This is a genomic window from Enterobacter sp. 342, assembly GCF_036663495.1.
In the GTDB taxonomy this organism is placed as follows: Bacteria; Pseudomonadota; Gammaproteobacteria; order Enterobacterales; family Enterobacteriaceae; genus Enterobacter.
On the sequence record NZ_JAWUEI010000003.1, the window covers coordinates 174,246 to 197,286 of the forward strand.

Genomic DNA, 23,041 nt, shown 5'->3' on the forward strand with positions numbered 1-23,041 from the left:
AATTAACGAAACCTTAACGATAAATAAAGAGCATCACACTGTAATCATCCACACTATTTTAGTGTGCCGGATCAATATGCGTCATAACATTAAGCACATTAAATTTTTGCATCACGTTGTTTCTCGCATTCACGGCAATTTCATGTCCTTCTTTTACGCTTAATTCCCCGTCGACTTCAAGATGAACATCGACCAGGGCTAAGTCGCCCATTTTGCGGGTTTTTAAGTCATGTAGCCCGGAGACACCTTCGGTTTCGAGCAAACATGTTTTGATGTCGTGCTCAAGGTCAGGTTCAAGCGAACGATCCATCAGGTCGTGCAGGGCGTCAGCAGAGAATTTGTACCCCATATGAGCGATGAACATCCCGACAATAAGGGCGGCAACCAGGTCCATAGAATGAAAGCCCATTAAGTTTCCGGCGATGCCAATGGCGACAACCACGGATGAGGCCGCGTCAGAACGGGCATGCCAGGCATTAGCTATCAGTAGCGAGGACTGGATGCGCTTTCCCGTTGCAAGCATGTATCTGAACAGACTTTCCTTAACCACCAAAGCCAGTAACGCCACCCATAGCGCGGTTCCTTTAACCAACTGATGCGTCTCAGGGTTGAGCAGTTTATTGCCCGCCGACCAGAGCATTCCGATGCCCACAAGCAGCAAAATAGCACCAATAATAAGTTTTGCTCCGTTTTCGAAGCGAAGATGGCCGTAATGATGATCGATATCTGAGGCTTTCTGACTTTTCTTGTTCGCAATCAGAACGACAAAATCAGAAGATAAATCGGAAAGAGAATGAATCCCATCAGCAATTAACCCTTGCGAGCCGGAAAATAGTCCTGCAACGATCTGAAAACCCGTGAGTAATATATTTATTATCACGCTAACTAATGTGCATTTTTGTATTTCTTGAGAACGGAGGTGAGACTGATTGCTATTTTGCTTTTCCATTTAGATTTCCGCTGCAAACCGACTTTGGGGTTATCTTGCGCAGGTATTATTAAATTGACATTAAATATAATGCCATTAGTGGATAATTTTTAGAAAAGTGTTTATCAGGAGGGATGGGTAAGGGAATAAAGCGAGGCCTGCAGAATAAACTGCAGGCCAGAGGTTTACTTCATAAACGCAGGCTGTTTGTGTTCGTAAGTTGCAATTGCCGCTTCGTGCTGGAGTGTTAAACCAATGCTGTCCAGACCGTTCAGCATGCAGTGACGACGGAACGCATCAATGCTGAAGCTGTAGGTTTTATCCCCGGCTTTCACGACTTCTGCTTCCAGATCCACCTCAAACGAAATACCAGGATTTGCCTGAACCAGAGCGAATAACTCGTCGACCTGCTCGTCCTTCAGTGTGACCGGCAAAAGCTGGTTGTTGAAACTGTTGCCGTAAAAGATATCCGCGAAACTTGGGGCGATAACCACTTTAAAACCGTAGTCGGTCAGGGCCCACGGAGCGTGCTCACGTGATGATCCACAGCCAAAGTTTTCCCGCGCCAGCAGGATTGACGCGCCTTTATATTCCGGGAAGTTCAGAACGAATTCCGGGTTAGGGACTTCACCTTTGTCATCCAGGAAACGCCAGTCGTTAAACAGGTGAGCACCAAAACCTGTGCGGGTGACCTTCTGCAAAAACTGCTTAGGAATGATCGCGTCGGTATCGACGTTAGCGGCGTCCAGAGGGACAACCAGGCCCGTATGTTGGGTAAATTTCTCTGCCATGATTGTCTCCTTATTTCAGGCTGCGAATGTCGGCGAAATGGCCGGTGACTGCCGCAGCAGCGGCCATTGCCGGGCTGACCAGATGGGTACGCCCACCACGGCCCTGACGGCCTTCAAAGTTACGGTTGCTGGTGGAGGCACAGCGCTCGCCTGGATTCAGGCGGTCATTGTTCATGGCCAGACACATGGAGCAACCCGGCAGGCGCCACTCGAAACCTGCTTCGATAAAGATCTTATCCAGACCTTCGGCTTCGGCCTGGGCTTTCACCGGGCCGGAACCCGGAACCACCAGTGCCTGTACGCCAGGTGCCACTTTACGACCTTTGGCAATCTCGGCAGCTGCGCGCAAGTCTTCGATACGGGAGTTGGTGCAGGAGCCAATAAATACTTTATCAATGGTTACGTCGGTCAACGGAACGCCAGGTTTCAGCCCCATGTAAGCCAGCGCTTTTTCCGCACTGGCGCGCTCGACCGGGTCAGCAAAAGAGGCCGGATCGGGAATGTTGTCGTTGACAGAAATCACCTGGCCCGGGTTGGTTCCCCAGGTCACCTGAGGCGCAATCTCCTCTGCCTGCAGCGTGACAACCGTATCAAAGGTTGCCCCGTCGTCAGTTTTCAGGGTTTTCCAGTACGCGACGGCTTCGTCAAAATTATCTCCTTTCGGGGCATGCAGACGACCCTTCACATAGCTGAAGGTGGTTTCGTCTGGCGCAACCAGACCGGCTTTGGCACCCATCTCAATGGCCATGTTGCACAGGGTCATACGGCCTTCCATACTCAGCGCCTGGATGGCCTCGCCGCAGAATTCCACTACGTGACCGGTGCCGCCTGCGCTGCCGGTTTTGCCAATAATCGCCAGCACGATGTCTTTTGCCGTAATACCCGGCGCGGCTTTACCCTTCACTTCAATCTTCATGGTTTTGGCACGACCTTGTTTCAGGGTCTGCGTGGCCAGTACGTGTTCAACTTCAGATGTACCAATGCCGAAGGCCAGTGCACCGAACGCGCCGTGGGTCGCGGTATGGGAATCACCGCAGACGATGGTCATGCCCGGCAGGGTAATCCCTTGCTCCGGTCCCATCACGTGGACAATACCCTGGTACGGGTGGTTCAGGTCGTACAGCTCAACGCCAAACTCGTTGCAGTTCTTAATCAATTCCTGCATCTGGATACGCGCCATCTCACCTGACGCGTTGATGTCTTTGGTCTGGGTGGAGACGTTGTGATCCATAGTCGCGAAGGTTTTACCTGGCTGACGCACCGGACGCTTGTGCGCGCGCAGTCCGTCGAATGCCTGAGGAGAGGTCACTTCGTGCACCAGATGACGGTCGATGTACAGCAGCGGGGTTTCGTTTGGTGCTTCGTAAACAACGTGCGCATCAAACAACTTTTCATATAAGGTCTTCGCCATGATTACACCCCTTCAGCGACATAGCGGGCAATGATGTCGCCCATTTCATCGGTACTGACTGCCGCCGTGCCGCGTGCTAAATCACCGGTACGGACGCCTTCTTCTAACGCCCGGTTAATGGCGTTTTCAATTGCGGTTGCTGCATCGCCTGCATCCAGGCTGTAGCGCAGCAGCAGAGCCAGGGAGAGGATCTGCGCAATCGGGTTAGCAATATTTTTGCCTGCAATATCCGGTGCGGAACCGCCCGCCGGTTCGTACAGACCAAAACCTTCTTCGTTCAGGCTTGCGGATGGCAGCATGCCCATGGAGCCGGTGATCATCGCGCATTCGTCAGAAAGGATATCGCCGAACAGGTTGGAGCACAGCAGCACGTCAAACTGGGACGGATCTTTAATCAACTGCATGGTCGCGTTGTCGATATACATATGCGACAGCGCGACGTCAGGATACTGTTTAGCGACTTCACCGACGATCTCACGCCACAAAATGGATGACTGCAGCACGTTCGCTTTATCAATGGAGGTCACTTTATGGCGGCGTTTGCGCGCAGACTCAAAAGCGATGTGGGCGATACGTTCGATTTCAAAACGGTGATACACCTCGGTATCAAATGCTTTTTCATGCTGGCCGCTGCCTTCACGGCCTTTTGGCTGGCCAAAATAGATGCCGCCGGTCAGTTCACGCACACACAGAATGTCGAAACCGTTAGCCGCGATATCGGCACGAAGCGGGCAGAACTCTTCCAGACCCTGATACAGCTTTGCCGGACGCAGGTTACTGAACAGCTTGAAATGTTTACGCAGCGGCAGCAGTGCGCCACGCTCTGGTTGCTCTGCCGGTGGCAGGTGTTCCCATTTTGGACCACCGACTGAACCAAACAGCACGGCATCGGCATTTTCGCAGCCTTCGACGGTCGCTTTTGGCAACGGCGTCCCGTGATTATCAATCGCAATGCCGCCTACATCGTAGTGGCTGGTGGTGATTTTCATCGCAAAACGCGAACGAACGGCTTCCAGTACTTTCAGCGCCTGTGCCATCACTTCCGGGCCAATACCGTCACCCGGCAACACAGCAATATGGTAATTCTTCGACATTACACGGTTTCCTTTTTGTTCTCTTTATTCTGAGCTTTGCGTTGCAACTCTTTTTCGACTTCAGCGGCGCGCCAGATGTTGTTCAGAACATGCACCATCGCTTTCGCGGAGGATTCAACAATATCGGTTGCCAGACCTACACCATGGAAACGGCGGCCATTGTGAGTGACAACAATGTCGACCTGGCCCAGCGCATCTTTGCCATGACCTTTTGCCGTCAGGTCATATTTCACCAGCTCAACATCGTATTCAGTCACACGGTTAATCGCCTGATAGATGGCATCGACAGGACCATTGCCGTTCGCGGCTTCCGCTTTGATTTCATCACCACAGGCCAGTTTGACTGAGGCGGTTGCGATATCGCTGGAGCCTGACTGCACGTTGAAGTAATCCAGACGGAAGTGCTCTGGTTCTTCCTGCTGCTTGTTAATAAAGGCCAGCGCTTCCAGGTCATAGTCGAATACCTGACCTTTTTTATCGGCCAGTTTCAGGAACGCGTCGTACAACTGATCCATGTTGTAATCGCTGTCCTGATAACCCATCTCTTCCATACGGTGTTTTACTGCGGCACGACCGGAACGCGAAGTCAGGTTCAACTGCACCTGGTTCAGACCGATCGATTCCGGAGTCATGATTTCGTAGTTTTCACGGTTCTTCAGGACGCCATCCTGGTGAATACCGGAGGAGTGCGCGAAGGCGCCAGTACCAACAATCGCTTTGTTGGCCGGAATAGGCATGTTGCAAATCTGGCTGACGGTCTGGCTGGTGCGCCAGATTTCGTTGTGATTGATGCGGGTGTGCACGTTCATAATGTCTTTGCGCACTTTAATCGCCATGATCACTTCTTCCAGCGAGCAGTTACCTGCGCGCTCGCCGATACCGTTCATCGCGCCTTCTACCTGGCGCGCACCGGCGTGGACAGCTGCGATAGCATTTCCTACGGCCAGGCCCAAATCATCGTGGGTATGAACGGAGATAATGGCTTTATCAATATTCGGTACGCGCTCATACAGGCCAGTGATGATGTTGGAGAACTCAAAAGGCATGGTGTAACCGACGGTGTCCGGAATATTGATGGTTTTAGCACCGGCATTGATCGCAGCTTCAACCACACGCGCCAGGTCTTCAATTGGGGTACGACCGGCATCCTCACAGGAGAATTCAACGTCATCGGTGTAGTTGCGAGCGCGCTTAACCATATACACTGCGCGTTCAATCACTTCATCCAGGGTGCTGCGCAATTTGGTTGCGATATGCATCGGTGAAGTAGCAATAAAGGTATGGATGCGGAAGGCTTCGGCAACTTTCAGTGACTCCGCCGCGACGTCGATATCTTTCTCTACACAGCGCGCCAGGCCACACACACGGCTGTTTTTAATGGTACGGGCGATAGTCTGGACGGATTCGAAATCACCTGGAGACGAGACAGGGAAACCCACCTCCATCACGTCGACACCCATACGTTCGAGAGCCAACGCGATCTGCAGTTTCTCTTTTACACTCAGGCTTGCCTGCAATGCCTGTTCACCGTCACGTAATGTGGTATCGAAAATAATGACTTGCTGGCTCATGGGTTAGGTCCTTGTCAGTCTTAGGGCGCCTTGCTACGAGCATAAAAAAACCCGCGCAGTGGCGCGGGTTTTTAGTCTTACTGGTGACGATTCAACGCTGAATTTCGCCCGCCAGTCTACCGCGCACAGTGGATGCGTTTAGTAGTAGTAGACCGGTGAAACGAATGGTGCGAATCATGAATCGTGCTCCGTTAAATTCAATATGCTTTTAGTGGTACTGGATATGGCCTTTCATGTCAACCCCTGACGATAAAAACGCCCCCGACAAGCTGAAGCGGCAGGATCTCTGTATTAGCGAATTGTGCTGGTTTTTAGTTTTATCACCGGTTTAATTGTCTAATTTTGGACGTGAAAAAAGATTGCAGAAACAAATAAATATAATTGGTATAAATTGAGTAAAACACGGTGTAGTGAATACATCATGCTTAAACTATTTCAATATCATTAAGTTATGGGTTTTGTGAATGTTTTTGAGGCCGTTGAAGAACAAAATGAGATAACAGGTTGTTAACTAACTATAGGGAGGTTGTGTTAACAGTTTAATAATACTTAAGTCATCATTAACTTTATGGTGATTGTATATTGGTCTGGTTTATGGTTTCATTTCTGGTATAAAGTTAAGTGTATCATTTTTGCTACCTTTTGTTTTTTTTGTTTTTGCATCATCTTTATATATTCCGAATTTTAAATAATTCTCTTTTGCTAATTGTATTTGCATGATAAATCATATTTTTCGAGATTGTTACCGTACGTTGGCAAAGGGAGTGTAGCGTGACAGTGGAGTCTGAAGTGCCAGAAAATAATATTAAACAACCTCAAGCTGCTGATGGGATTAAACCACAATTACGCACGGTGGATCTTAATCTTCTGACGGTGTTTGATGCTGTCATGCAGGAACAGAATATCACCCGCGCGGCCCAAACGTTGGGGATGTCGCAACCTGCCGTGAGTAATGCTGTTGCCAGGCTTAAGCTTATGTTTAACGACGAATTATTTGTTCGTTATGGCCGTGGAATCCAACCCACCGCGCGCGCATTCCAGCTATTCGGCTCTATCCGACAAGCACTACAGTTGGTACAAAATGAGTTGCCGGGATCCGGCTTTGAACCCTTAAGCAGTGAACGAGTATTCCATCTTTGTGTCTGCAGCCCATTAGATAATTATTTAACGTCGATTATTTATAATAAAGTTGAAGAGATTGCACCTAATATCAGTCTTGTTTTTAAATCATCCTTAAATCAAAACACAGAACATCAGTTACGCTATCAGGAGACGGAGTTCGTTCTGGGATATGAGGAATTTCGCCGTCCAGAATTTTCCTGCGTACCGCTGTTTAAGGATGAAATGGTTTTAGTCGCCAGCAAAAAACACCCACGGCTAAATTCTCCGCTACGAGAAAACGACGTTTATAGTGAGCAGCACGCCGTTGTAGCGCTCGACAGATATGCTTCATTTAGCCTGCCGTGGTATGACACCGTGGACAAACAGGCGAGCGTGGCTTATCAGGGGATGGCAATGGTCAGCGTATTAAACGTCGTTTCCCAGACACAACTGGTCGCTATTGCACCGCGTTGGCTAGCGGAAGAGTTTTCCGACCAGTTAAATCTGCAAATTTTGCCACTGCCGCTTAAGCTCAATAGCCGTACTTGCTATCTTTCCTGGCATGAAGCTGCAGGTCGGGACAAAGGACACCAGTGGATGGAAGAGTTGCTTATTAGCATTTGCCAGCGGTAAACGCATCAGGGTAAATTGCAGCGATGCATGCGATTTATCCTGAGTTTTTTTTGATTACTGCTATTTTATTCTGTCGTGAATTTTTTCGGGCTGCTATCAGGCTCGCAAAAATAGATGAATTACTGAATCGCCGCGCTTTTTAGCGATGATTTATTATCTCATCCTCTAATGCCAGATGAATTGACCACATCATCTCCCAATGTCTGTTTTTTCTGCTTTAAGTACCTCTTCTCTCTGCCCGTTTGCTAATTGCCTGCCTCATAACGAGCGGTTAAGGTAAGGATCACTCTGCGAAATATAAGATTGGTTCATCCCAATCGTAAGACGGTGCGGAAATGAATTCGGCAGTCCGTCTATAACAAAATGCCTGGAGGCAAAGCATGGAGATGTTGTCTGGCGCGGAAATGGTCGTGCGATCGCTTATCGATCAGGGCGTGAAGCAAGTGTTCGGCTACCCTGGCGGCGCAGTCCTTGATATCTATGATGCGCTTCATACGGTTGGTGGCATTGACCATATTCTGGTACGCCACGAGCAGGCGGCAGTACATATGGCTGATGGCCTGGCACGTGCAACGGGTGAAGTGGGCGTGGTCTTAGTCACGTCAGGCCCCGGTGCAACTAACGCCATTACTGGCATTGCAACGGCGTATATGGACTCTATCCCGCTGGTGATCCTCTCCGGGCAGGTGGCGACCTCACTGATTGGCTACGATGCGTTCCAGGAGTGCGACATGGTGGGGATTTCGCGTCCCGTTGTGAAGCACAGCTTCCTGGTCAAGCAAACCGAAGACATTCCTGGTGTCCTGAAAAAGGCCTTCTGGCTGGCGGCAAGCGGGCGTCCGGGACCGGTGGTGGTCGATCTACCTAAAGATATCCTGAACCCGGCAAACAAGCTGCCTTATGTCTGGCCGGAATCAGTGAGCATGCGCTCTTACAACCCAACAACGCAGGGCCATAAAGGTCAGATTAAGCGGGCTTTACAAACGCTTCTGGCAGCCAAAAAACCGGTGGTTTATGTCGGCGGTGGGGCGATCAATTCTGCATGTGAAGTGCAGCTCCGTGAACTGATTGAGAAGCTTAATCTTCCTGTTGCGTCGTCGCTGATGGGGCTCGGGGCGTTTCCGGCCACTCACCCTCAGGCGCTGGGTATGCTGGGTATGCACGGTACCTATGAAGCCAACATGACGATGCATCATTCTGATGTGATCTTTGCCGTCGGTGTGCGCTTTGACGATCGTACAACCAACAATCTGGCGAAATATTGTCCGAACGCTACTGTGCTGCATATCGATATCGATCCAACATCAATTTCAAAAACGGTGTCGGCGGATGTGCCGATTGTGGGTGATGCGCGTCAGGTCCTGGAACAAATGCTGGAACTGCTGGCACAGGAGAGTGCTACCCAGCCGCTGGATGAGATCCGTGACTGGTGGCAGCAGGTTGATCAGTGGCGTGCACGCCAGTGTCTGAAATATGACACGCAAAGCGAAAACATTAAGCCGCAGGCGGTTATTGAAGCGGTGTGGCGACTGACGAAAGGTGAGGCGTATGTGACCTCAGACGTGGGTCAGCACCAGATGTTTGCTGCACTTTATTACCCGTTCGACAAACCGCGACACTGGATCAACTCAGGTGGCTTAGGGACGATGGGCTTTGGTCTGCCTGCGGCGCTGGGCGTGAAGCTGGCACTGCCGAATGAAACCGTCGTCTGCGTAACCGGGGACGGCAGTATCCAGATGAACATTCAGGAGTTGTCTACCGCGCTGCAGTATGAACTGCCGGTTCTCGTGCTGAACCTGAATAACGGCTACCTCGGTATGGTCAAACAGTGGCAGGATATGATCTATTCAGGCCGCCATTCACAGTCATATATGAAATCGCTGCCGGATTTTGTTCGTCTTGCTGAAGCTTACGGTCACGTTGGCATGCGGGTGACAGATCCAACTGAGCTGGAAACGAAGCTCGCTGAAGCGCTTGAGCACGTTAAAAACAACCGCCTCGTCTTTATGGATGTGATTGTTGATGGGACCGAGCACGTTTATCCGATGCATATTCGTGGTGGTGGTATGGATGAAATGTGGTTAAGCAAAACGGAGAGAACCTGATATGCGCCGGATATTATCTGTTTTACTGGAAAACGAGTCTGGCGCACTGTCGCGCGTCATTGGGCTTTTTGCACAGCGCGGCTATAACATTGAAAGTCTGACCGTTGCGCCGACGGACGATCCGACGCTGTCGCGAATGACCATTCAAACCGTCGGTGATGCTAAAGTGCTTGAGCAGATCGAGAAGCAGCTACATAAGCTTGTCGACGTACTGCGCGTGAGCGAGCTGGGGCAGGGGGCTTACGTTGAACGTGAGGTCATGCTGGTGAAAATTCAGGCCAGCGGCTACGGACGTGAAGAAGTCAAACGCAATGCGGATATTTTCCGCGGACAGATTATCGACGTCACACCTTCTCTCTATACGGTTCAACTGGTCGGGACGAGCGACAAGCTGGATGCTTTCCTGGCATCCGTGCGGGATGTAGCAAAAATTGTTGAGGTCGCGAGATCGGGCGTAGTTGGCCTGTCACGCGGTGAGAAAATCATGCGTTAGTTATCAAAAAGGTTCGCCTCTTTCAGCCCGGTCACCAAAGCCGGGCTTTTTTTTGCGTAATCAGCCGACAACGCAGATAAAAGCGGTTGCCGCGAAGGCTTTTCTGCGTTTAGATGTTAAAAGATTTAACCATAACCTTGACAGGGCCATGGACTCTTTTCTTTTTTTAAGGGGCAATTGTGAAACTGGATGAAATCGCCCGGCTAGCCGGCGTGTCACGAACAACGGCCAGCTATGTGATTAACGGTAAAGCAAAGCAGTACCGTGTCAGCGATAAGACCGTTGAAAAAGTTATGGCGGTGGTTCGTGAACATAACTACCATCCGAATGCTGTCGCAGCCGGCCTGCGTGCCGGGCGCACCCGCTCTATTGGTCTGGTGATCCCGGATCTGGAAAACACCAGCTATACCCGTATCGCTAACTATCTTGAACGTCAGGCTCGCCAGCGTGGTTATCAATTGTTGATTGCCTGCTCGGAAGACCAGCCCGACAACGAGATGCGCTGCATTGAGCACCTGCTCCAGCGTCAGGTGGATGCCATCATCGTTTCGACCTCTCTGCCACCTGAGCATCCGTTTTATCAGCGTTGGGCTAACGATTCGTTCCCGATCGTTGCGCTGGATCGTGCCCTGGACCGCGAACATTTCACCAGTGTTGTGGGAGCCGATCAGGATGATGCGGAAATGCTGGCTGCAGAGCTGAGAACCTTTCCGGCTGAAACCGTGCTTTATTTGGGCGCGCTGCCGGAACTGTCTGTAAGTTTCTTGCGTGAACAGGGATTCAGAACCGCCTGGAAAGACGATCCGCGTGAAGTTCACTATCTCTATGCTAACAGCTATGAACGTGAAGCTGCTGCGCAGCTGTTCGAGAAATGGCTGGAGACGCACCCAATGCCTCAGGCACTGTTCACCACCTCGTTTGCTCTTCTGCAAGGTGTAATGGATGTGACCTTACGTCGGGAAGGTAAGCTGCCATCAGACCTGGCCATTGCCACTTTCGGTGACAACGAGCTGCTCGATTTCCTCCAGTGCCCGGTGTTGGCGGTGGCGCAACGTCACCGTGATGTGGCTGAACGTGTCCTGGAGATTGTGCTGGCGAGCCTGGATGAGCCACGGAAACCGAAGCCGGGCCTGACACGTATCAAACGTAATCTCTACCGTCGCGGAATTTTAAACCGCCAAAAATGAAATGACTGGGGCGGCGAAATCTGCCCCATTTTGTTGCGATAATTCGCAGAGATAATTCCCGGACAGAAATTAGGATAATTCCTTAGGGATCATAATTGGTTATTTCTCTTAATTCATTTTGACTTTTAAATTGATCTTCAAAGAACGTTTAAGCGGGTTTAGGCGTCTATTTTTGTATTGTTTTGTTACAAACCCTATTCGACCGATGAATATTCAGACGTTTTTCCTTCTCCAGTGCCAGCTAAGATGGCAACCGCCTTGCTTATTGGGCGCGGTGGTGAATCTGGCGCTGTTATCCCCTGAGAATCTGTCATAAAATGCTGCCCGCGTCGCAAACTGACACTTTATATTTATCTGCGATGATATTGAGTGAGTCTTAACGCTCGTGTGCATATTCGGTTTTTTTCTTACAAATATTCATAACGTTAATTTTGCCTCGCCAGTTGTGCAGTTATTAACCAGGACTGTTTAACTCTGTAAATAGAGGGCATTTGAGTCCTTACAGGGAGAGTCCTGGCTTGACAAGCTTTTCCCTCGCTCCGTAAACTCCTTTAGGTGGGAATTTGTGGGTTAAAGTGGTGAGGAGGGGTGAGACTGGCATGTTCCGTGGAGCTACGTTAGTCAATCTCGACAGCAAAGGGCGTTTATCGGTACCAACCCGATACCGCGACCAGCTGATTGAGAACGCTGCGGGTCAAATGGTTTGCACCATTGACATTAACTCCCCCTGCCTGCTGCTTTACCCCTTGCCTGAATGGGAAATTATTGAGCAAAAGCTGTCGCGACTCTCGAGCATGAACCCGCAAGAACGCCGCGTGCAGCGGTTGTTATTGGGACATGCCAGTGAGTGTCAGATGGATAACGCAGGGCGTTTACTGATTGCACCTGTGTTGCGGCAACATGCCGGTCTGACCAAAGAAGTGATGCTGGTCGGGCAGTTCAACAAGTTTGAACTGTGGGACGAAACGACCTGGTATCAACAGGTCAAGGAAGATATCGACGCTGAGCAGTCTGATTCTGCAACATTATCGGAACGGCTGCAGGACTTGTCTCTATAAATATGATGGAAAATTATAAACATACAACGGTGTTACTGGACGAGGCCGTTAACGGCCTGAATATTCGTCCGGATGGCATCTACATTGATGGCACTTTTGGTCGCGGTGGTCACTCGCGTTTGATCCTCTCCCAACTTGGAGCGGAAGGACGTCTGCTGGCAATCGATCGCGATCCGCAGGCGATTGCCGTGGCGCAAACCATCAATGACCCACGCTTTTCCATCGTGCATGGACCTTTCTCTGCGCTCGCGGAATATGTTGCTGAGCGCGGCCTGACGGGCAAGATCGACGGGATTCTTCTCGATCTTGGCGTCTCTTCACCACAGCTTGATGATGCTGAACGTGGCTTCTCCTTTATGCGTGATGGTCCGCTGGACATGCGTATGGACCCGACTCGCGGCCAGTCTGCCGCTGAGTGGTTACAGACTGCTGACGAAGCAGATATTGCATGGGTAATCAAAACCTTCGGCGAAGAGCGTTTTGGCAAGCGTATTGCGCGCGCCATTGTTGAGCGCAACCGCATTGAGCCAATGACCCGCACGAAAGAGCTGGCCGAGGTGATCGCGGCGGCGACACCGGTGAAGGATAAACACAAACATCCCGCGACCCGTACCTTCCAGGCGGTTCGCATCTGGGTAAACAGTGAACTGGAGGAAATAGAGCTGGCGCTAAAAAGCTCGCTCGACGTGCTGGCCCCAGGTGGGCGGTTATCTATCATCAGCTTCCATTCGCTGGAAGACCGTATTGTGAAACGCTTCATGCGTGAACAAAGCCGCGGTCCACAAGTCCCAGCGGGGCTGCCGATGACGGAAGAACAACTCAGGAAGCTGGGTGGCCGTCAGTTGCGAGCATTAGGCAAGTTGATGCCGGGCGAAGAAGAGGTGGCAGAGAATCCACGTGCCCGTAGTTCAGTGCTGCGTGTTGCAGAGAGGACGAACGCATGATCAGCAGAGTGACAGAGACCCTAAGCAAAGTTAAGGATTCGTTAGGAAGCAACGAGCGCCATGCCTTGCCTGGCGTGATCGGCGACGATCTTTTGCGGTTCGGGAAGCTGCCACTCTGCTTGTTCATTTGCATCATTGTGACGGCAGTAACGGTGGTCACCACAGCCCACCACACTCGTTTATTAACTGCGCAGCGCGAGCAGATGGTACTGGAACGCGATGCGCTGGATATTGAATGGCGAAATCTGATCCTTGAAGAAAACGCGCTCGGCGATCACAGCCGGGTTGAACGGATCGCAACGGAAAAGCTGCAACTGCAGCATGTTGATCCTTCGCAGGAAAATATCGTAGTACAAAAATAAGGGAAAACGCGACGCATGAAAGCAGCGGCAAAAACGCTAAAACCAAAACGTCAGGAAGAACAGGCCAACTTTGTCAGTTGGCGTTTTGCGTTGCTTTGCGGCTGCATTTTACTGGCACTGGGTTTCCTGCTGGGACGCGTGGCATGGTTACAAATTGTCGCGCCTGACATGCTGGTCCGTCAGGGCGATATGCGCTCTCTGCGCGTCCAGGAGGTTTCCACTTCCCGCGGGATGATCACGGACCGCTCTGGCCGCCCGTTGGCGGTGAGTGTGCCGGTCAAAGCGATCTGGGCTGATCCGAAAGAGCTGCACGATGCCGGGGGGATTACCCTCGATAACCGCTGGAAAGCGCTCTCCGATGCTCTGAAAATGCCGCTGGACCAGCTTGCCTCCCGCGTCAACGCTAACCCGAAAGGACGTTTTATCTATCTGGCGCGTCAGGTCAACCCTGACATGGCTGACTACATTCGCAAACTGAAATTGCCGGGTATTCATCTTCGTGAGGAATCCCGTCGTTATTATCCTTCCGGCGAAGTAACTGCTCACCTCATTGGCTTCACTAACGTCGATAGCCAGGGGATTGAGGGCGTTGAAAAAAGCTTCGATAAGTGGCTCACCGGCCAACCGGGCGAGCGAATTGTGCGTAAAGACCGCTACGGTCGCGTGATCGAAGATATCTCGTCCACGGACAGCCAGGCTGCACACAACCTGGCGCTGAGTATTGATGAGCGCTTGCAGGCGCTGGTCTACCGCGAGCTGAACAATGCCGTTGCTTTCAACAAAGCGGAGTCAGGCAGTGCTGTGCTGGTGGATGTCAGCACGGGCGAAGTGCTGGCGATGGCCAACAGCCCATCCTACAACCCGAACAACTTTACTGGCACCGCAAAAGACGCGATGCGTAACCGGGCGATCACCGACGTGTTTGAGCCTGGCTCAACGGTGAAACCGATGGTGGTGATGACGGCGCTGCAGCGCGGCATCGTCAATGAAAACACGGTCCTGAACACGATCCCTTACCGTATTAACGGCCACGAGATTAAAGACGTGGCGCGCTACAGCGAATTGACCCTGACCGGGGTGTTACAGAAGTCGAGTAACGTCGGTGTTTCAAAGCTGGCGTTAGCGATGCCGTCCTCAGCGTTAGTAGAGACTTACTCACGTTTTGGACTAGGAAAGGCGACCAATTTGGGGTTGGTCGGAGAACGCAGTGGCTTATATCCTCAAAAACAACGGTGGTCTGACATAGAGAGGGCCACCTTCTCTTTCGGCTACGGGCTAATGGTAACCCCGTTACAGTTAGCGCGAGTCTACGCAACGATTGGCAGCTATGGCGTCTATCGTCCGCTGTCGATTACCAAAGTTGATCCACCGGTTCCGGGAGAGCGTATCTTCCCGGAATCTATCGTTCGTACCGTTGTGCATATGATGGAAAGCGTGGCACTGCCTGGTGGTGGTGGCGTGAAAGCGGCGATCAAAGGCTACCGCATCGCCATTAAAACCGGTACAGCGAAAAAAGTGGGGCCAGACGGCCGCTATATCAACAAATACATTGCCTATACCGCAGGCGTTGCGCCTGCAAGCAATCCGCGTTTTGCGCTGGTGGTCGTCATTAACGATCCACAGGCGGGTAAATACTACGGCGGCGCCGTCTCCGCGCCTGTGTTCGGGGCTATTATGGGCGGCGTATTGCGCACCATGAATATCGAACCGGATGCGCTGGCGACGGGCGAAAAAAGTGAATTTGTAATTAATCAAGGCGAGGGTACAGGTGGCAGATCGTAATTTGCGCGACCTTCTCGCTCCGTGGGTGCCAAATGCACCGGAGCGAGCACTGCGAGAGATGGTACTGGACAGCCGCGTGGCTGCATCTGGCGATCTTTTTGTGGCGGTGGTCGGTCATCAGGCGGACGGGCGTCGTTATATCCCGCAGGCGATTGCGCAAGGTGTTGCTGCCATTATTGCTGAGGCCAAAGATGAGGCAACCGACGGTGAGATCCGTGAGATGCACGGGGTGCCGGTTATCTATCTCAGCCAGTTAAATGAGCGTCTTTCCGCGCTTGCGGGGCGTTTCTACCACGAACCTTCCGACCAATTACGTCTGGTTGGCGTGACGGGAACAAACGGAAAAACCACCACCACACAACTCATGGCGCAATGGGCGCAACTGCTGGGTGAAACCGGTGCGGTGATGGGTACCGTAGGCAATGGCCTGCTGGGTAAAGTGAGCCCGACAGAAAATACCACCGGATCAGCGGTTGATGTACAGCATGTCCTTGCTGGTCTGGCAGAGCAGGGAGCAACCTTTGCTGCAATGGAAGTTTCTTCGCATGGACTGGTACAGCACCGTGTGGCGGCGTTGAAATTTGCAGCCTCTGTGTTCACTAACCTGAGTCGCGATCACCTCGACTATCACGGGGATATGGAGCATTACGAAGCTGCAAAATGGCTGCTCTACTCCACGCATCATTGCGGACAAGCCATCATCAACGCCGACGACGAAGTAGGTCGTCGCTGGCTGGCGAAGCTGCCGGATGCGGTTGCGGTATCGATGGAAGACCATATTAACCCGAACTGCCATGGTCGCTGGCTGAAAGCCGTTGAGGTGAACTACCACGATAGCGGTGCCACCATTCGCTTTACCTCTTCATGGGGTGAAGGGGAAATTGAAAGCCGTCTGATGGGGGCGTTTAACGTCAGCAACCTGCTGCTGGCCCTGGCAACATTACTGGCGCTGGGCTATCCGATGGCGGAATTGCTGAAAACTGCTGAACGTCTGCAACCGGTTTGTGGCCGCATGGAAGTGTTTAGCGCGCCAGGTAAACCTACCGTGGTCGTTGATTACGCTCATACGCCAGATGCGCTCGAAAAAGCGCTGGAAGCGGCACGTCTGCACTGTGCCGGTAAACTCTGGTGTGTCTTTGGTTGTGGCGGCGATCGCGATAAAGGCAAACGCCCGTTGATGGGCGCTATTGCGGAACAGTTCGCGGATATTCCCGTGGTAACCGATGACAACCCGCGTACCGAAGAGCCGCGCGCCATTATCAACGACATTCTGGCTGGTATGCTGGACGCAGGTCGTGCGCGTGTTGTTGAAGGTCGTGCCGAAGCGGTAACGAACACTATCATGCAGGCGCAGGAAAATGATGTGGTGCTGCTGGCTGGTAAAGGCCATGAAGATTATCAGATTGTCGGCAATCGTCGTCTGGACTACTCGGACCGCGTAACAGCAGCACGTCTGCTGGGAGTGGTGGCATGATTAGCATCACGTTAAGTCAGGCTGCCGCGGTACTGCACGGCGAATTGCTGGGGCAGGATCTGACCATTGACGCGGTGACGACGGATACACGTAAAGTGACTGCGGGTTGTCTGTTTGTGGCGCTAAAAGGTGAGCGTTTTGACGCGCATGATTTTGCACAGCAGGCCAAAGAAAATGGCGCTGGTGCGCTGCTGGTTAGCCGCAAACTGGCTGTCGATCTGCCGCAGATTGTGGTGAAGGATACGCGTCTCGCTTTTGGCGAGCTGGCTGCATGGGTTCGTCAGCAAGTCCCCACTCGCGTTGTGGCCCTGACCGGTTCCTCTGGCAAAACGTCCGTGAAAGAAATGACTGCAGCCATTCTGAGTCAGTGCGGAAATACGCTTTATACCGCAGGCAACCTCAATAATGACATCGGCGTGCCGATGACATTACTTCGCCTGACCAAAGAGCACGAATTTGCCGTTATCGAGTTGGGGGCAAACCACCAGGGTGAAATTGCCTGGACTGTGAGTTTGACTCGCCCGGAAGCGGCGCTGGTGAATAACCTGGCGGCTGCGCATCTGGAAGGGTTTGGCTCGCTGGAAGGTGTGGCGAAAGCGAAAGGTGAGATCTATACCGGTCTGCCTGTCGACGGCATTGCCATTATGAATGCTGACAACAATGACTGGTTGAACTGGCAGAGCATTATTGGCTCGCGTAAAACCTGGCGCTTCTCTCCGAATGCCGCCAACAGTGATTTTACGGCAACCAATATTCATGTGACGTCTCATGGTACGGAGTTCACACTCACTACCCCAACGGGTGGCGTAGATGTGCTGCTGCCGCTGCCGGGTCGCCATAATATCGCCAATGCGCTTGCGGCGGCGGCATTGTCGACAGCGGTAGGTGCATCGCATGAAGCGATTAAAACCGGGCTGGCACATTTAAAAGCTGTGCCGGGACGCTTGTTCCCGATCCAGCTTGCTGAAAACAAACTGTTGCTGGATGACTCCTACAACGCGAACGTTGGTTCGATGACGGCGGCGGTGCAGGTGCTGTCTGAGATGCCGGGTTACCGCATTATGGTGGTTGGTGATATGGCTGAGCTGGGCGACGAAAGCGAAGCCTGCCATACCCAGGTCGGTGAAGCGGCGAAAGCAGCGGGACTGGACTGCGTATTGAGCGCAGGAAAACTGAGCCAGGCCATTAGCCACGCCAGCGGCGTTGGCGAACATTTTGCCGATAAAGCTGCGTTGGTTAAGCGTCTAAACGCGTTGATTACAGAAAAACAAATTGTGACTGTGTTAGTGAAAGGTTCACGTAGTGCCGCCATGGAAGAGGTTGTGCACGCATTACAGGAGAACGGGACATGTTAGTTTGGCTGGCCGAACATTTGGTCAAATATTATTCAGGCTTTAACGTCTTTTCCTATCTGACGTTTCGCGCCATCGTCAGCCTGCTGACTGCGCTGTTCATCTCGTTGTGGATGGGCCCGCGCATGATTGCCCGTCTGCAAAAACTCTCTTTTGGCCAGGTCGTGCGTAACGATGGTCCGGAGTCGCACTTCAGCAAACGTGGTACCCCAACCATGGGTGGGATCATGATCCTGACTGCCATTGTGGTGTCAGTGCTGCTGTGGGCGTACCCGTCAAACCCGTACGTCTGGTGCGTGCTGACCGTCCTGATTGGCTACGGCATTATTGGCTTTGTTGATGACTACCGCAAAGTGGTACGCAAAGACACCAAGGGCCTGATCGCCCGCTGGAAGTATTTCTGGATGTCGGTCATCGCGCTGGGCGTGGCCTTCGCGCTGTACCTGGCAGGAAAAGACACTCCGGCCACTGAGCTGGTGGTGCCGTTCTTTAAAGACGTGATGCCGCAACTGGGTCTGTTCTACATCCTGCTGGCGTATTTCGTCATTGTTGGCACTGGTAATGCCGTCAACCTGACCGATGGGCTGGATGGTCTGGCGATTATGCCAACCGTCTTTGTGGCCGCGGGTTTTGCGCTGGTAGCGTGGGCAACCGGTAACATGAACTTTGCCAACTATTTGCACATTCCTTATCTGCGACACGCGGGTGAGCTGGTAATCGTCTGTACGGCGATTGTCGGTGCGGGACTGGGCTTCCTGTGGTTCAACACTTACCCGGCGCAGGTCTTTATGGGTGATGTTGGTTCCCTGGCTTTGGGAGGTGCGCTCGGCATTATTGCCGTTCTGCTGCGTCAGGAGTTCCTGCTGGTGATCATGGGCGGTGTGTTTGTGGTCGAAACCTTGTCCGTGATTTTGCAGGTCGGTTCCTTCAAGTTGCGCGGCCAGCGCATCTTCCGTATGGCACCGATCCACCACCACTATGAACTGAAAGGCTGGCCAGAACCGCGCGTCATTGTGCGCTTCTGGATTATTTCGCTGATGCTGGTGCTGATTGGCCTGGCAACGCTGAAGGTACGTTAATCATGGCAGATTACCAGGGCAAAAAAGTCGTTATCATCGGGTTGGGCCTTACCGGCCTTTCCTGCGTGGACTTTTTCCTCGCGCGTGGCGTGACACCACGGGTGATGGATACGCGTGTCTCACCGCCGGGTCTGGACAAGCTGCCGGAACAGGTTGAACGCCACCTTGGTAGTCTGAATGATGACTGGTTGCTGGCGGCCGATCTGATTGTCGCAAGCCCCGGTATTGCACTTGCGCATCCGTCACTGAGCGCTGCTGCTGATGCGGGCGTTGAGATTGTCGGCGATATCGAGCTGTTCTGCCGCGAAGTGCAGGCACCTGTAGTTGCAATTACGGGTTCTAACGGTAAAAGCACCGTGACCACGCTGGTAGGTGAGATGGCGAAAGCCGCGGGCATGAACGCAGGAGTAGGTGGCAATATCGGCCTGCCCGCGCTGATGCTGCTGGATAAAGGCTGTGAGCTGTATGTCCTCGAGCTTTCCAGCTTCCAGCTGGAAACGACCTCCAGCCTGCATGCCGCCGCTGCGACGATCCTTAACGTGACCGAAGATCATATGGACAGATATCCATTTGGTCTGCAGCAGTACCGTGCTGCCAAGCTGCGCGTGTATGAAAATGCCAAAGTCTGTGTGGTCAATGCAGATGACGCTCTGACCATGCCGGTGCGTGGTGCTGACGAACGCTGCATCAGCTTCGGTATTACCATGGGTGATTACCACCTGAACCGTCAGCAAGGTGAAACCTGGCTGCGGGTAAAAGGTGAGAAAGTGCTGAACGTCAAAGAGATGAAACTCTCTGGTCAGCATAACTACACCAATGCTCTGGCGGCGCTTGCGCTGGCGGATGCGGTAGGTTTACCGCGCTCTTCCAGCCTGAAAGCGTTGACCACGTTTTCCGGTCTGGCGCATCGTTTCCAGCTGGCGCTGGAGCATAACGGTGTTCGCTGGATTAACGACTCCAAAGCTACCAATGTGGGGAGCACTGAGGCGGCCCTGAATGGCCTGCATGTTGACGGCACGCTGCATCTGCTGTTGGGTGGCGATGGTAAATCGGCCGATTTCTCCTCCCTCAAACAGTATCTTTCTGGCGATAACATCCGTCTCTACTGCTTTGGTCGTGACGGCAGTGAACTGGCTGAACTGCGCCCTGAGGTCGCCGAGCAAACCGAAACCATGGAACAGGCAATGCGCCTGATTGCTCCACGAGTGAAGCCTGGCGATATGGTACTGCTCTCTCCGGCGTGCGCTAGTCTCGACCAATTCAAGAATTTCGAACAGCGTGGTGATGTCTTTACCCGCCTGGCGAAGGAGTTAGGCTGATGCGTTTATCTCTCCCTCGCCTGAGAATGCCGCGCCTGCCAGGATTTGGGATCCTGGTGTGGTTGTTTGCGGCACTGAAAGGCTGGGTGATGGGCTCTCGTCAAAAAGATAACGACAGCCTGATCATGTACGATCGCACGCTCTTCTGGCTCACGCTGGGGCTGGCGGCGGTCGGTTTTATTATGGTGACATCGGCCTCTATGCCTGTTGGACAGCGTCTGGCGAACGATCCTTTCCTGTTTGCCAAGCGTGATGGTCTGTACATCATCCTGGCATTCTGCCTGGCGCTGGTAACTTTACGTCTGCCGATGGAGTTCTGGCAGCGGCATAGTACGGCAATGCTGATTGCTTCGATCATCATGCTGCTGATCGTTCTGGTGGTGGGGAGCTCCGTAAACGGGGCATCGCGTTGGATTGCCTTTGGCCCACTGCGTATTCAGCCTGCGGAATTTACCAAACTGTCCCTGTTCTGCTACCTGGCTAACTACCTGGTACGTAAAGTGGATGAAGTGCGTAACAACCTGCGCGGCTTCTTAAAACCGATGGGTGTGATTTTGGTACTGGCGGTGTTACTGCTGGCACAGCCTGACCTGGGTACCGTAGTTGTACTGTTTGTTACCACCCTCGCCATGCTGTTCCTGGCGGGTGCGAAGCTGTGGCAGTTCATCGCTATCATCGGAATGGGTATCTCAGCGGTAGTGCTGCTGATCCTCGCCGAGCCTTACCGTATCCGCCGTGTGACATCCTTCTGGAACCCGTGGGAAGACCCGTTCGGCAGCGGTTATCAGCTGACGCAGTCGCTGATGGCCTTTGGACGTGGTGAGGTCTGGGGGCAGGGCTTGGGCAATTCCGTTCAAAAGCTGGAGTATTTACCGGAAGCGCATACTGACTTCATCTTCTCCATTATTGCGGAAGAACTGGGTTATATCGGTGTGGTATTAGCGTTATTAATGGTATTCTTCGTCGCTTTCCGCGCCATGTCTATTGGCCGGAAAGCGCTGGAAATCGATCACCGTTTCTCAGGTTTCTTAGCCTGCTCGATTGGTATCTGGTTTAGTTTCCAGGCTTTGGTTAACGTCGGGGCCGCAGCAGGTATGCTGCCGACCAAAGGCCTGACGTTGCCGTTGATCAGTTATGGTGGTTCGAGTCTGTTGATCATGTCGACAGCCATCATGTTTTTGTTACGCATAGATTATGAGACGCGTCTGGAGAAAGCCCAGGCGTTTACACGAGGTTCACGATGAATCAACCGAAGCGGTTAATGGTGATGGCAGGCGGTACCGGGGGACATGTGTTCCCGGGGCTGGCGGTTGCGCACCATTTAATGGATCAGGGCTGGCAGGTTCGCTGGCTTGGAACCGCAGACCGCATGGAAGCCGATCTGGTGCCGAAGCACGGGATCGAGATCGACTTTATTCGTATTTCCGGCCTGCGTGGCAAAGGTATTAAGGCGCTGCTCCTGGCGCCGGTGCGGATTTTTAACGCCTGGCGTCAGGCGCGCACCATCATGAAGCGCTTTAAGCCGGATGTGGTACTCGGCATGGGTGGTTATGTGTCTGGCCCGGGTGGGCTGGCTGCATGGTCGTTAGGCATCCCTGTCGTATTGCATGAGCAGAACGGTATTGCCGGTCTGACCAATAAATGGCTGGCGAAAATCGCCACCAAAGTCATGCAGGCGTTTCCTGGCGCGTTCCCGAAAGCGGACGTCGTGGGTAACCCGGTTCGTGTAGATGTGCTGGCACTGCCGCTGCCGGATGCTCGCCTGACGGGCCGTGAAGGGCCGGTTCGTGTGCTGGTCGTCGGCGGTTCTCAGGGCGCGCGCATCTTAAACCAGACAATGCCGCAGGTTGCTGCAAAGCTGGGGGATACCGTTACCATCTGGCACCAGAGCGGAAAAGGTGCTCAGCAAACCGTTGAGCAGGCTTATGCCGAGGCTGGGCAGCCGCAGCATAACGTTACAGAGTTTATTGATGACATGGCAGCAGCATACGCCTGGGCCGATGTCGTCGTTTGTCGCTCAGGCGCGCTGACAGTGAGCGAGATCGCCGCCGCTGGTTTACCGGCGCTGTTTGTGCCATTCCAGCACAAAGACAGACAGCAGTACTGGAACGCGTTGCCGCTTGAGAAAGCGGGTGCCGCGAAAATATTTGAGCAGCCACAATTTACCGCTGATGCGGTCGCTACCACCCTGGCGGGCTGGAACAGAGACGTATTGCTGGAGATGGCAGAACGCGCGCGCGCGACCGCCATCCCTGATGCGACGGAACGGGTGGCAAAAGAAGTGAGTCTGGCAGCCCAGGCTTAACCCTCGCAGCGCGTGTTGCGCTGCACGAATTTTAAGTAGTCGATGGCGTTTA

The 23,041-nt window shown here is 52.7% G+C and carries 20 protein-coding genes; 14 read left to right on the forward strand and 6 right to left on the reverse strand.

The genetic code is table 11. The features are described 5' to 3' along the window. Positions 1–58: 58 nt before the first annotated feature. From V6E55_RS04085 to leuL, 6 genes are all read right to left on the reverse strand, one after another. A complete protein-coding gene (locus V6E55_RS04085; RefSeq protein ID WP_114979083.1) occupies positions 59–949 on the reverse strand; it encodes a cation diffusion facilitator family transporter in 891 nt (296 codons plus the stop codon). Between the two features lie 164 nt (positions 950–1,113). Next, positions 1,114–1,719 carry a 3-isopropylmalate dehydratase small subunit gene (leuD, locus tag V6E55_RS04090; protein ID WP_028016669.1) on the reverse strand — a complete coding sequence of 202 codons (606 nt, stop codon included), beginning with the start codon at positions 1,717–1,719 and terminating at the stop codon, positions 1,114–1,116. Positions 1,720–1,729: 10 nt separating this feature from the next. Next, positions 1,730–3,130, reverse strand: a complete 1,401-nt coding sequence (gene leuC, locus V6E55_RS04095) for a 3-isopropylmalate dehydratase large subunit (RefSeq protein WP_316942231.1) — start codon at positions 3,128–3,130, stop codon at positions 1,730–1,732. A 2-nt stretch (positions 3,131–3,132) separates the two neighbouring features. Next, complete coding sequence (leuB, locus tag V6E55_RS04100; protein ID WP_028016671.1) at positions 3,133–4,224, reverse strand: 3-isopropylmalate dehydrogenase; 1,092 nt, start codon at positions 4,222–4,224, stop codon at positions 3,133–3,135. Next, the gene (gene leuA, locus V6E55_RS04105) at positions 4,224–5,795 is read right to left on the reverse strand and encodes a 2-isopropylmalate synthase (RefSeq protein WP_028016672.1); all 1,572 of its coding nucleotides are present in this window, start codon (positions 5,793–5,795) and stop codon (positions 4,224–4,226) included. Before leuA ends, leuB begins: the two co-directional genes overlap by 1 nt. A 91-nt stretch (positions 5,796–5,886) precedes the next feature. Continuing rightward, positions 5,887–5,973, reverse strand: a complete 87-nt coding sequence (gene leuL / locus V6E55_RS25765; RefSeq protein ID WP_071530973.1) for a leu operon leader peptide — start codon at positions 5,971–5,973, stop codon at positions 5,887–5,889. Between the two features lie 593 nt (positions 5,974–6,566). On the opposite strand from leuL, the gene leuO reads away from it, so the two are divergent. The 14 genes from leuO to murG all read left to right on the forward strand — a co-directional run bounded on the left by leuO (position 6,567) and on the right by murG (position 22,989). Next, positions 6,567–7,529 carry a transcriptional regulator LeuO gene (gene leuO, locus V6E55_RS04110; RefSeq protein ID WP_316942232.1) on the forward strand — a complete coding sequence of 321 codons (963 nt, stop codon included), beginning with the start codon at positions 6,567–6,569 and terminating at the stop codon, positions 7,527–7,529. Between the two features lie 380 nt (positions 7,530–7,909). After that, on the forward strand, positions 7,910–9,634 hold the full coding sequence (ilvI, locus tag V6E55_RS04115) for an acetolactate synthase 3 large subunit (protein ID WP_316942233.1): 1,725 nt from the start codon (positions 7,910–7,912) through the stop codon (positions 9,632–9,634). Position 9,635: 1 nt separating this feature from the next. Then, on the forward strand, positions 9,636–10,127 hold the full coding sequence (gene ilvN, locus V6E55_RS04120; protein WP_014882536.1) for an acetolactate synthase small subunit: 492 nt from the start codon (positions 9,636–9,638) through the stop codon (positions 10,125–10,127). A gap of 179 nt (positions 10,128–10,306) precedes the next feature. Beyond that, positions 10,307–11,314, forward strand: a complete 1,008-nt coding sequence (cra, locus tag V6E55_RS04125; RefSeq protein WP_114979087.1) for a catabolite repressor/activator — start codon at positions 10,307–10,309, stop codon at positions 11,312–11,314. A 599-nt stretch (positions 11,315–11,913) separates the two neighbouring features. Beyond that, positions 11,914–12,372, forward strand: a complete 459-nt coding sequence (mraZ, locus tag V6E55_RS04130; RefSeq protein WP_021240528.1) for a division/cell wall cluster transcriptional repressor MraZ — start codon at positions 11,914–11,916, stop codon at positions 12,370–12,372. Between the two features lie 2 nt (positions 12,373–12,374). Continuing rightward, on the forward strand, positions 12,375–13,316 hold the full coding sequence (gene rsmH, locus V6E55_RS04135; RefSeq protein WP_049005267.1) for a 16S rRNA (cytosine(1402)-N(4))-methyltransferase RsmH: 942 nt from the start codon (positions 12,375–12,377) through the stop codon (positions 13,314–13,316). Next, a complete protein-coding gene (gene ftsL / locus V6E55_RS04140; RefSeq protein ID WP_014830643.1) occupies positions 13,313–13,678 on the forward strand; it encodes a cell division protein FtsL in 366 nt (121 codons plus the stop codon). Before rsmH ends, ftsL begins: the two co-directional genes overlap by 4 nt. A 15-nt stretch (positions 13,679–13,693) precedes the next feature. Continuing rightward, positions 13,694–15,460: a peptidoglycan glycosyltransferase FtsI gene (locus tag V6E55_RS04145; RefSeq protein ID WP_028016678.1), complete on the forward strand. Its 1,767-nt coding sequence runs from the start codon at positions 13,694–13,696 to the stop codon at positions 15,458–15,460. Continuing rightward, a complete protein-coding gene (murE, locus tag V6E55_RS04150) occupies positions 15,447–16,934 on the forward strand; it encodes a UDP-N-acetylmuramoyl-L-alanyl-D-glutamate--2,6-diaminopimelate ligase (protein WP_114979088.1) in 1,488 nt (495 codons plus the stop codon). Before V6E55_RS04145 ends, murE begins: the two co-directional genes overlap by 14 nt. Next, the gene (murF, locus tag V6E55_RS04155) at positions 16,931–18,289 is read left to right on the forward strand and encodes a UDP-N-acetylmuramoyl-tripeptide--D-alanyl-D-alanine ligase (protein WP_316942234.1); all 1,359 of its coding nucleotides are present in this window, start codon (positions 16,931–16,933) and stop codon (positions 18,287–18,289) included. Before murE ends, murF begins: the two co-directional genes overlap by 4 nt. Then, a complete protein-coding gene (gene mraY / locus V6E55_RS04160) occupies positions 18,283–19,365 on the forward strand; it encodes a phospho-N-acetylmuramoyl-pentapeptide-transferase (protein ID WP_028016681.1) in 1,083 nt (360 codons plus the stop codon). The genes murF and mraY overlap by 7 nt, the downstream gene beginning before the upstream one ends. A 2-nt stretch (positions 19,366–19,367) precedes the next feature. Beyond that, positions 19,368–20,684, forward strand: coding sequence for a UDP-N-acetylmuramoyl-L-alanine--D-glutamate ligase (gene murD / locus V6E55_RS04165; RefSeq protein WP_316942235.1), 1,317 nt, complete (start codon positions 19,368–19,370; stop codon positions 20,682–20,684). Then, the gene (gene ftsW / locus V6E55_RS04170) at positions 20,684–21,928 is read left to right on the forward strand and encodes a cell division protein FtsW (RefSeq protein WP_028016683.1); all 1,245 of its coding nucleotides are present in this window, start codon (positions 20,684–20,686) and stop codon (positions 21,926–21,928) included. The genes murD and ftsW overlap by 1 nt, the downstream gene beginning before the upstream one ends. Continuing rightward, positions 21,925–22,989: an undecaprenyldiphospho-muramoylpentapeptide beta-N-acetylglucosaminyltransferase gene (murG, locus tag V6E55_RS04175; protein WP_316942236.1), complete on the forward strand. Its 1,065-nt coding sequence runs from the start codon at positions 21,925–21,927 to the stop codon at positions 22,987–22,989. The genes ftsW and murG overlap by 4 nt, the downstream gene beginning before the upstream one ends. The last annotated feature ends 52 nt before the right edge of the window (positions 22,990–23,041 follow it).

Coding starts and splice junctions, on each gene's coding strand:
- V6E55_RS04085 (WP_114979083.1), bottom strand. CDS start 949: ATGGAAAAGCAAAATAGCAATCAGTCTCACCTCCGTTCTCAAGAAATA.
- leuD (WP_028016669.1), bottom strand. CDS start 1,719: ATGGCAGAGAAATTTACCCAACATACGGGCCTGGTTGTCCCTCTGGAC.
- leuC (WP_316942231.1), bottom strand. CDS start 3,130: ATGGCGAAGACCTTATATGAAAAGTTGTTTGATGCGCACGTTGTTTAC.
- leuB (WP_028016671.1), bottom strand. CDS start 4,224: ATGTCGAAGAATTACCATATTGCTGTGTTGCCGGGTGACGGTATTGGC.
- leuA (WP_028016672.1), bottom strand. CDS start 5,795: ATGAGCCAGCAAGTCATTATTTTCGATACCACATTACGTGACGGTGAA.
- leuL (WP_071530973.1), bottom strand. CDS start 5,973: ATGATTCGCACCATTCGTTTCACCGGTCTACTACTACTAAACGCATCC.
- ilvI (WP_316942233.1), top strand. CDS start 7,910: ATGGAGATGTTGTCTGGCGCGGAAATGGTCGTGCGATCGCTTATCGAT.
- ilvN (WP_014882536.1), top strand. CDS start 9,636: ATGCGCCGGATATTATCTGTTTTACTGGAAAACGAGTCTGGCGCACTG.
- mraZ (WP_021240528.1), top strand. CDS start 11,914: ATGTTCCGTGGAGCTACGTTAGTCAATCTCGACAGCAAAGGGCGTTTA.
- rsmH (WP_049005267.1), top strand. CDS start 12,375: ATGATGGAAAATTATAAACATACAACGGTGTTACTGGACGAGGCCGTT.
- ftsL (WP_014830643.1), top strand. CDS start 13,313: ATGATCAGCAGAGTGACAGAGACCCTAAGCAAAGTTAAGGATTCGTTA.
- V6E55_RS04145 (WP_028016678.1), top strand. CDS start 13,694: ATGAAAGCAGCGGCAAAAACGCTAAAACCAAAACGTCAGGAAGAACAG.
- murF (WP_316942234.1), top strand. CDS start 16,931: ATGATTAGCATCACGTTAAGTCAGGCTGCCGCGGTACTGCACGGCGAA.
- mraY (WP_028016681.1), top strand. CDS start 18,283: ATGTTAGTTTGGCTGGCCGAACATTTGGTCAAATATTATTCAGGCTTT.
- murD (WP_316942235.1), top strand. CDS start 19,368: ATGGCAGATTACCAGGGCAAAAAAGTCGTTATCATCGGGTTGGGCCTT.
- ftsW (WP_028016683.1), top strand. CDS start 20,684: ATGCGTTTATCTCTCCCTCGCCTGAGAATGCCGCGCCTGCCAGGATTT.
- murG (WP_316942236.1), top strand. CDS start 21,925: ATGAATCAACCGAAGCGGTTAATGGTGATGGCAGGCGGTACCGGGGGA.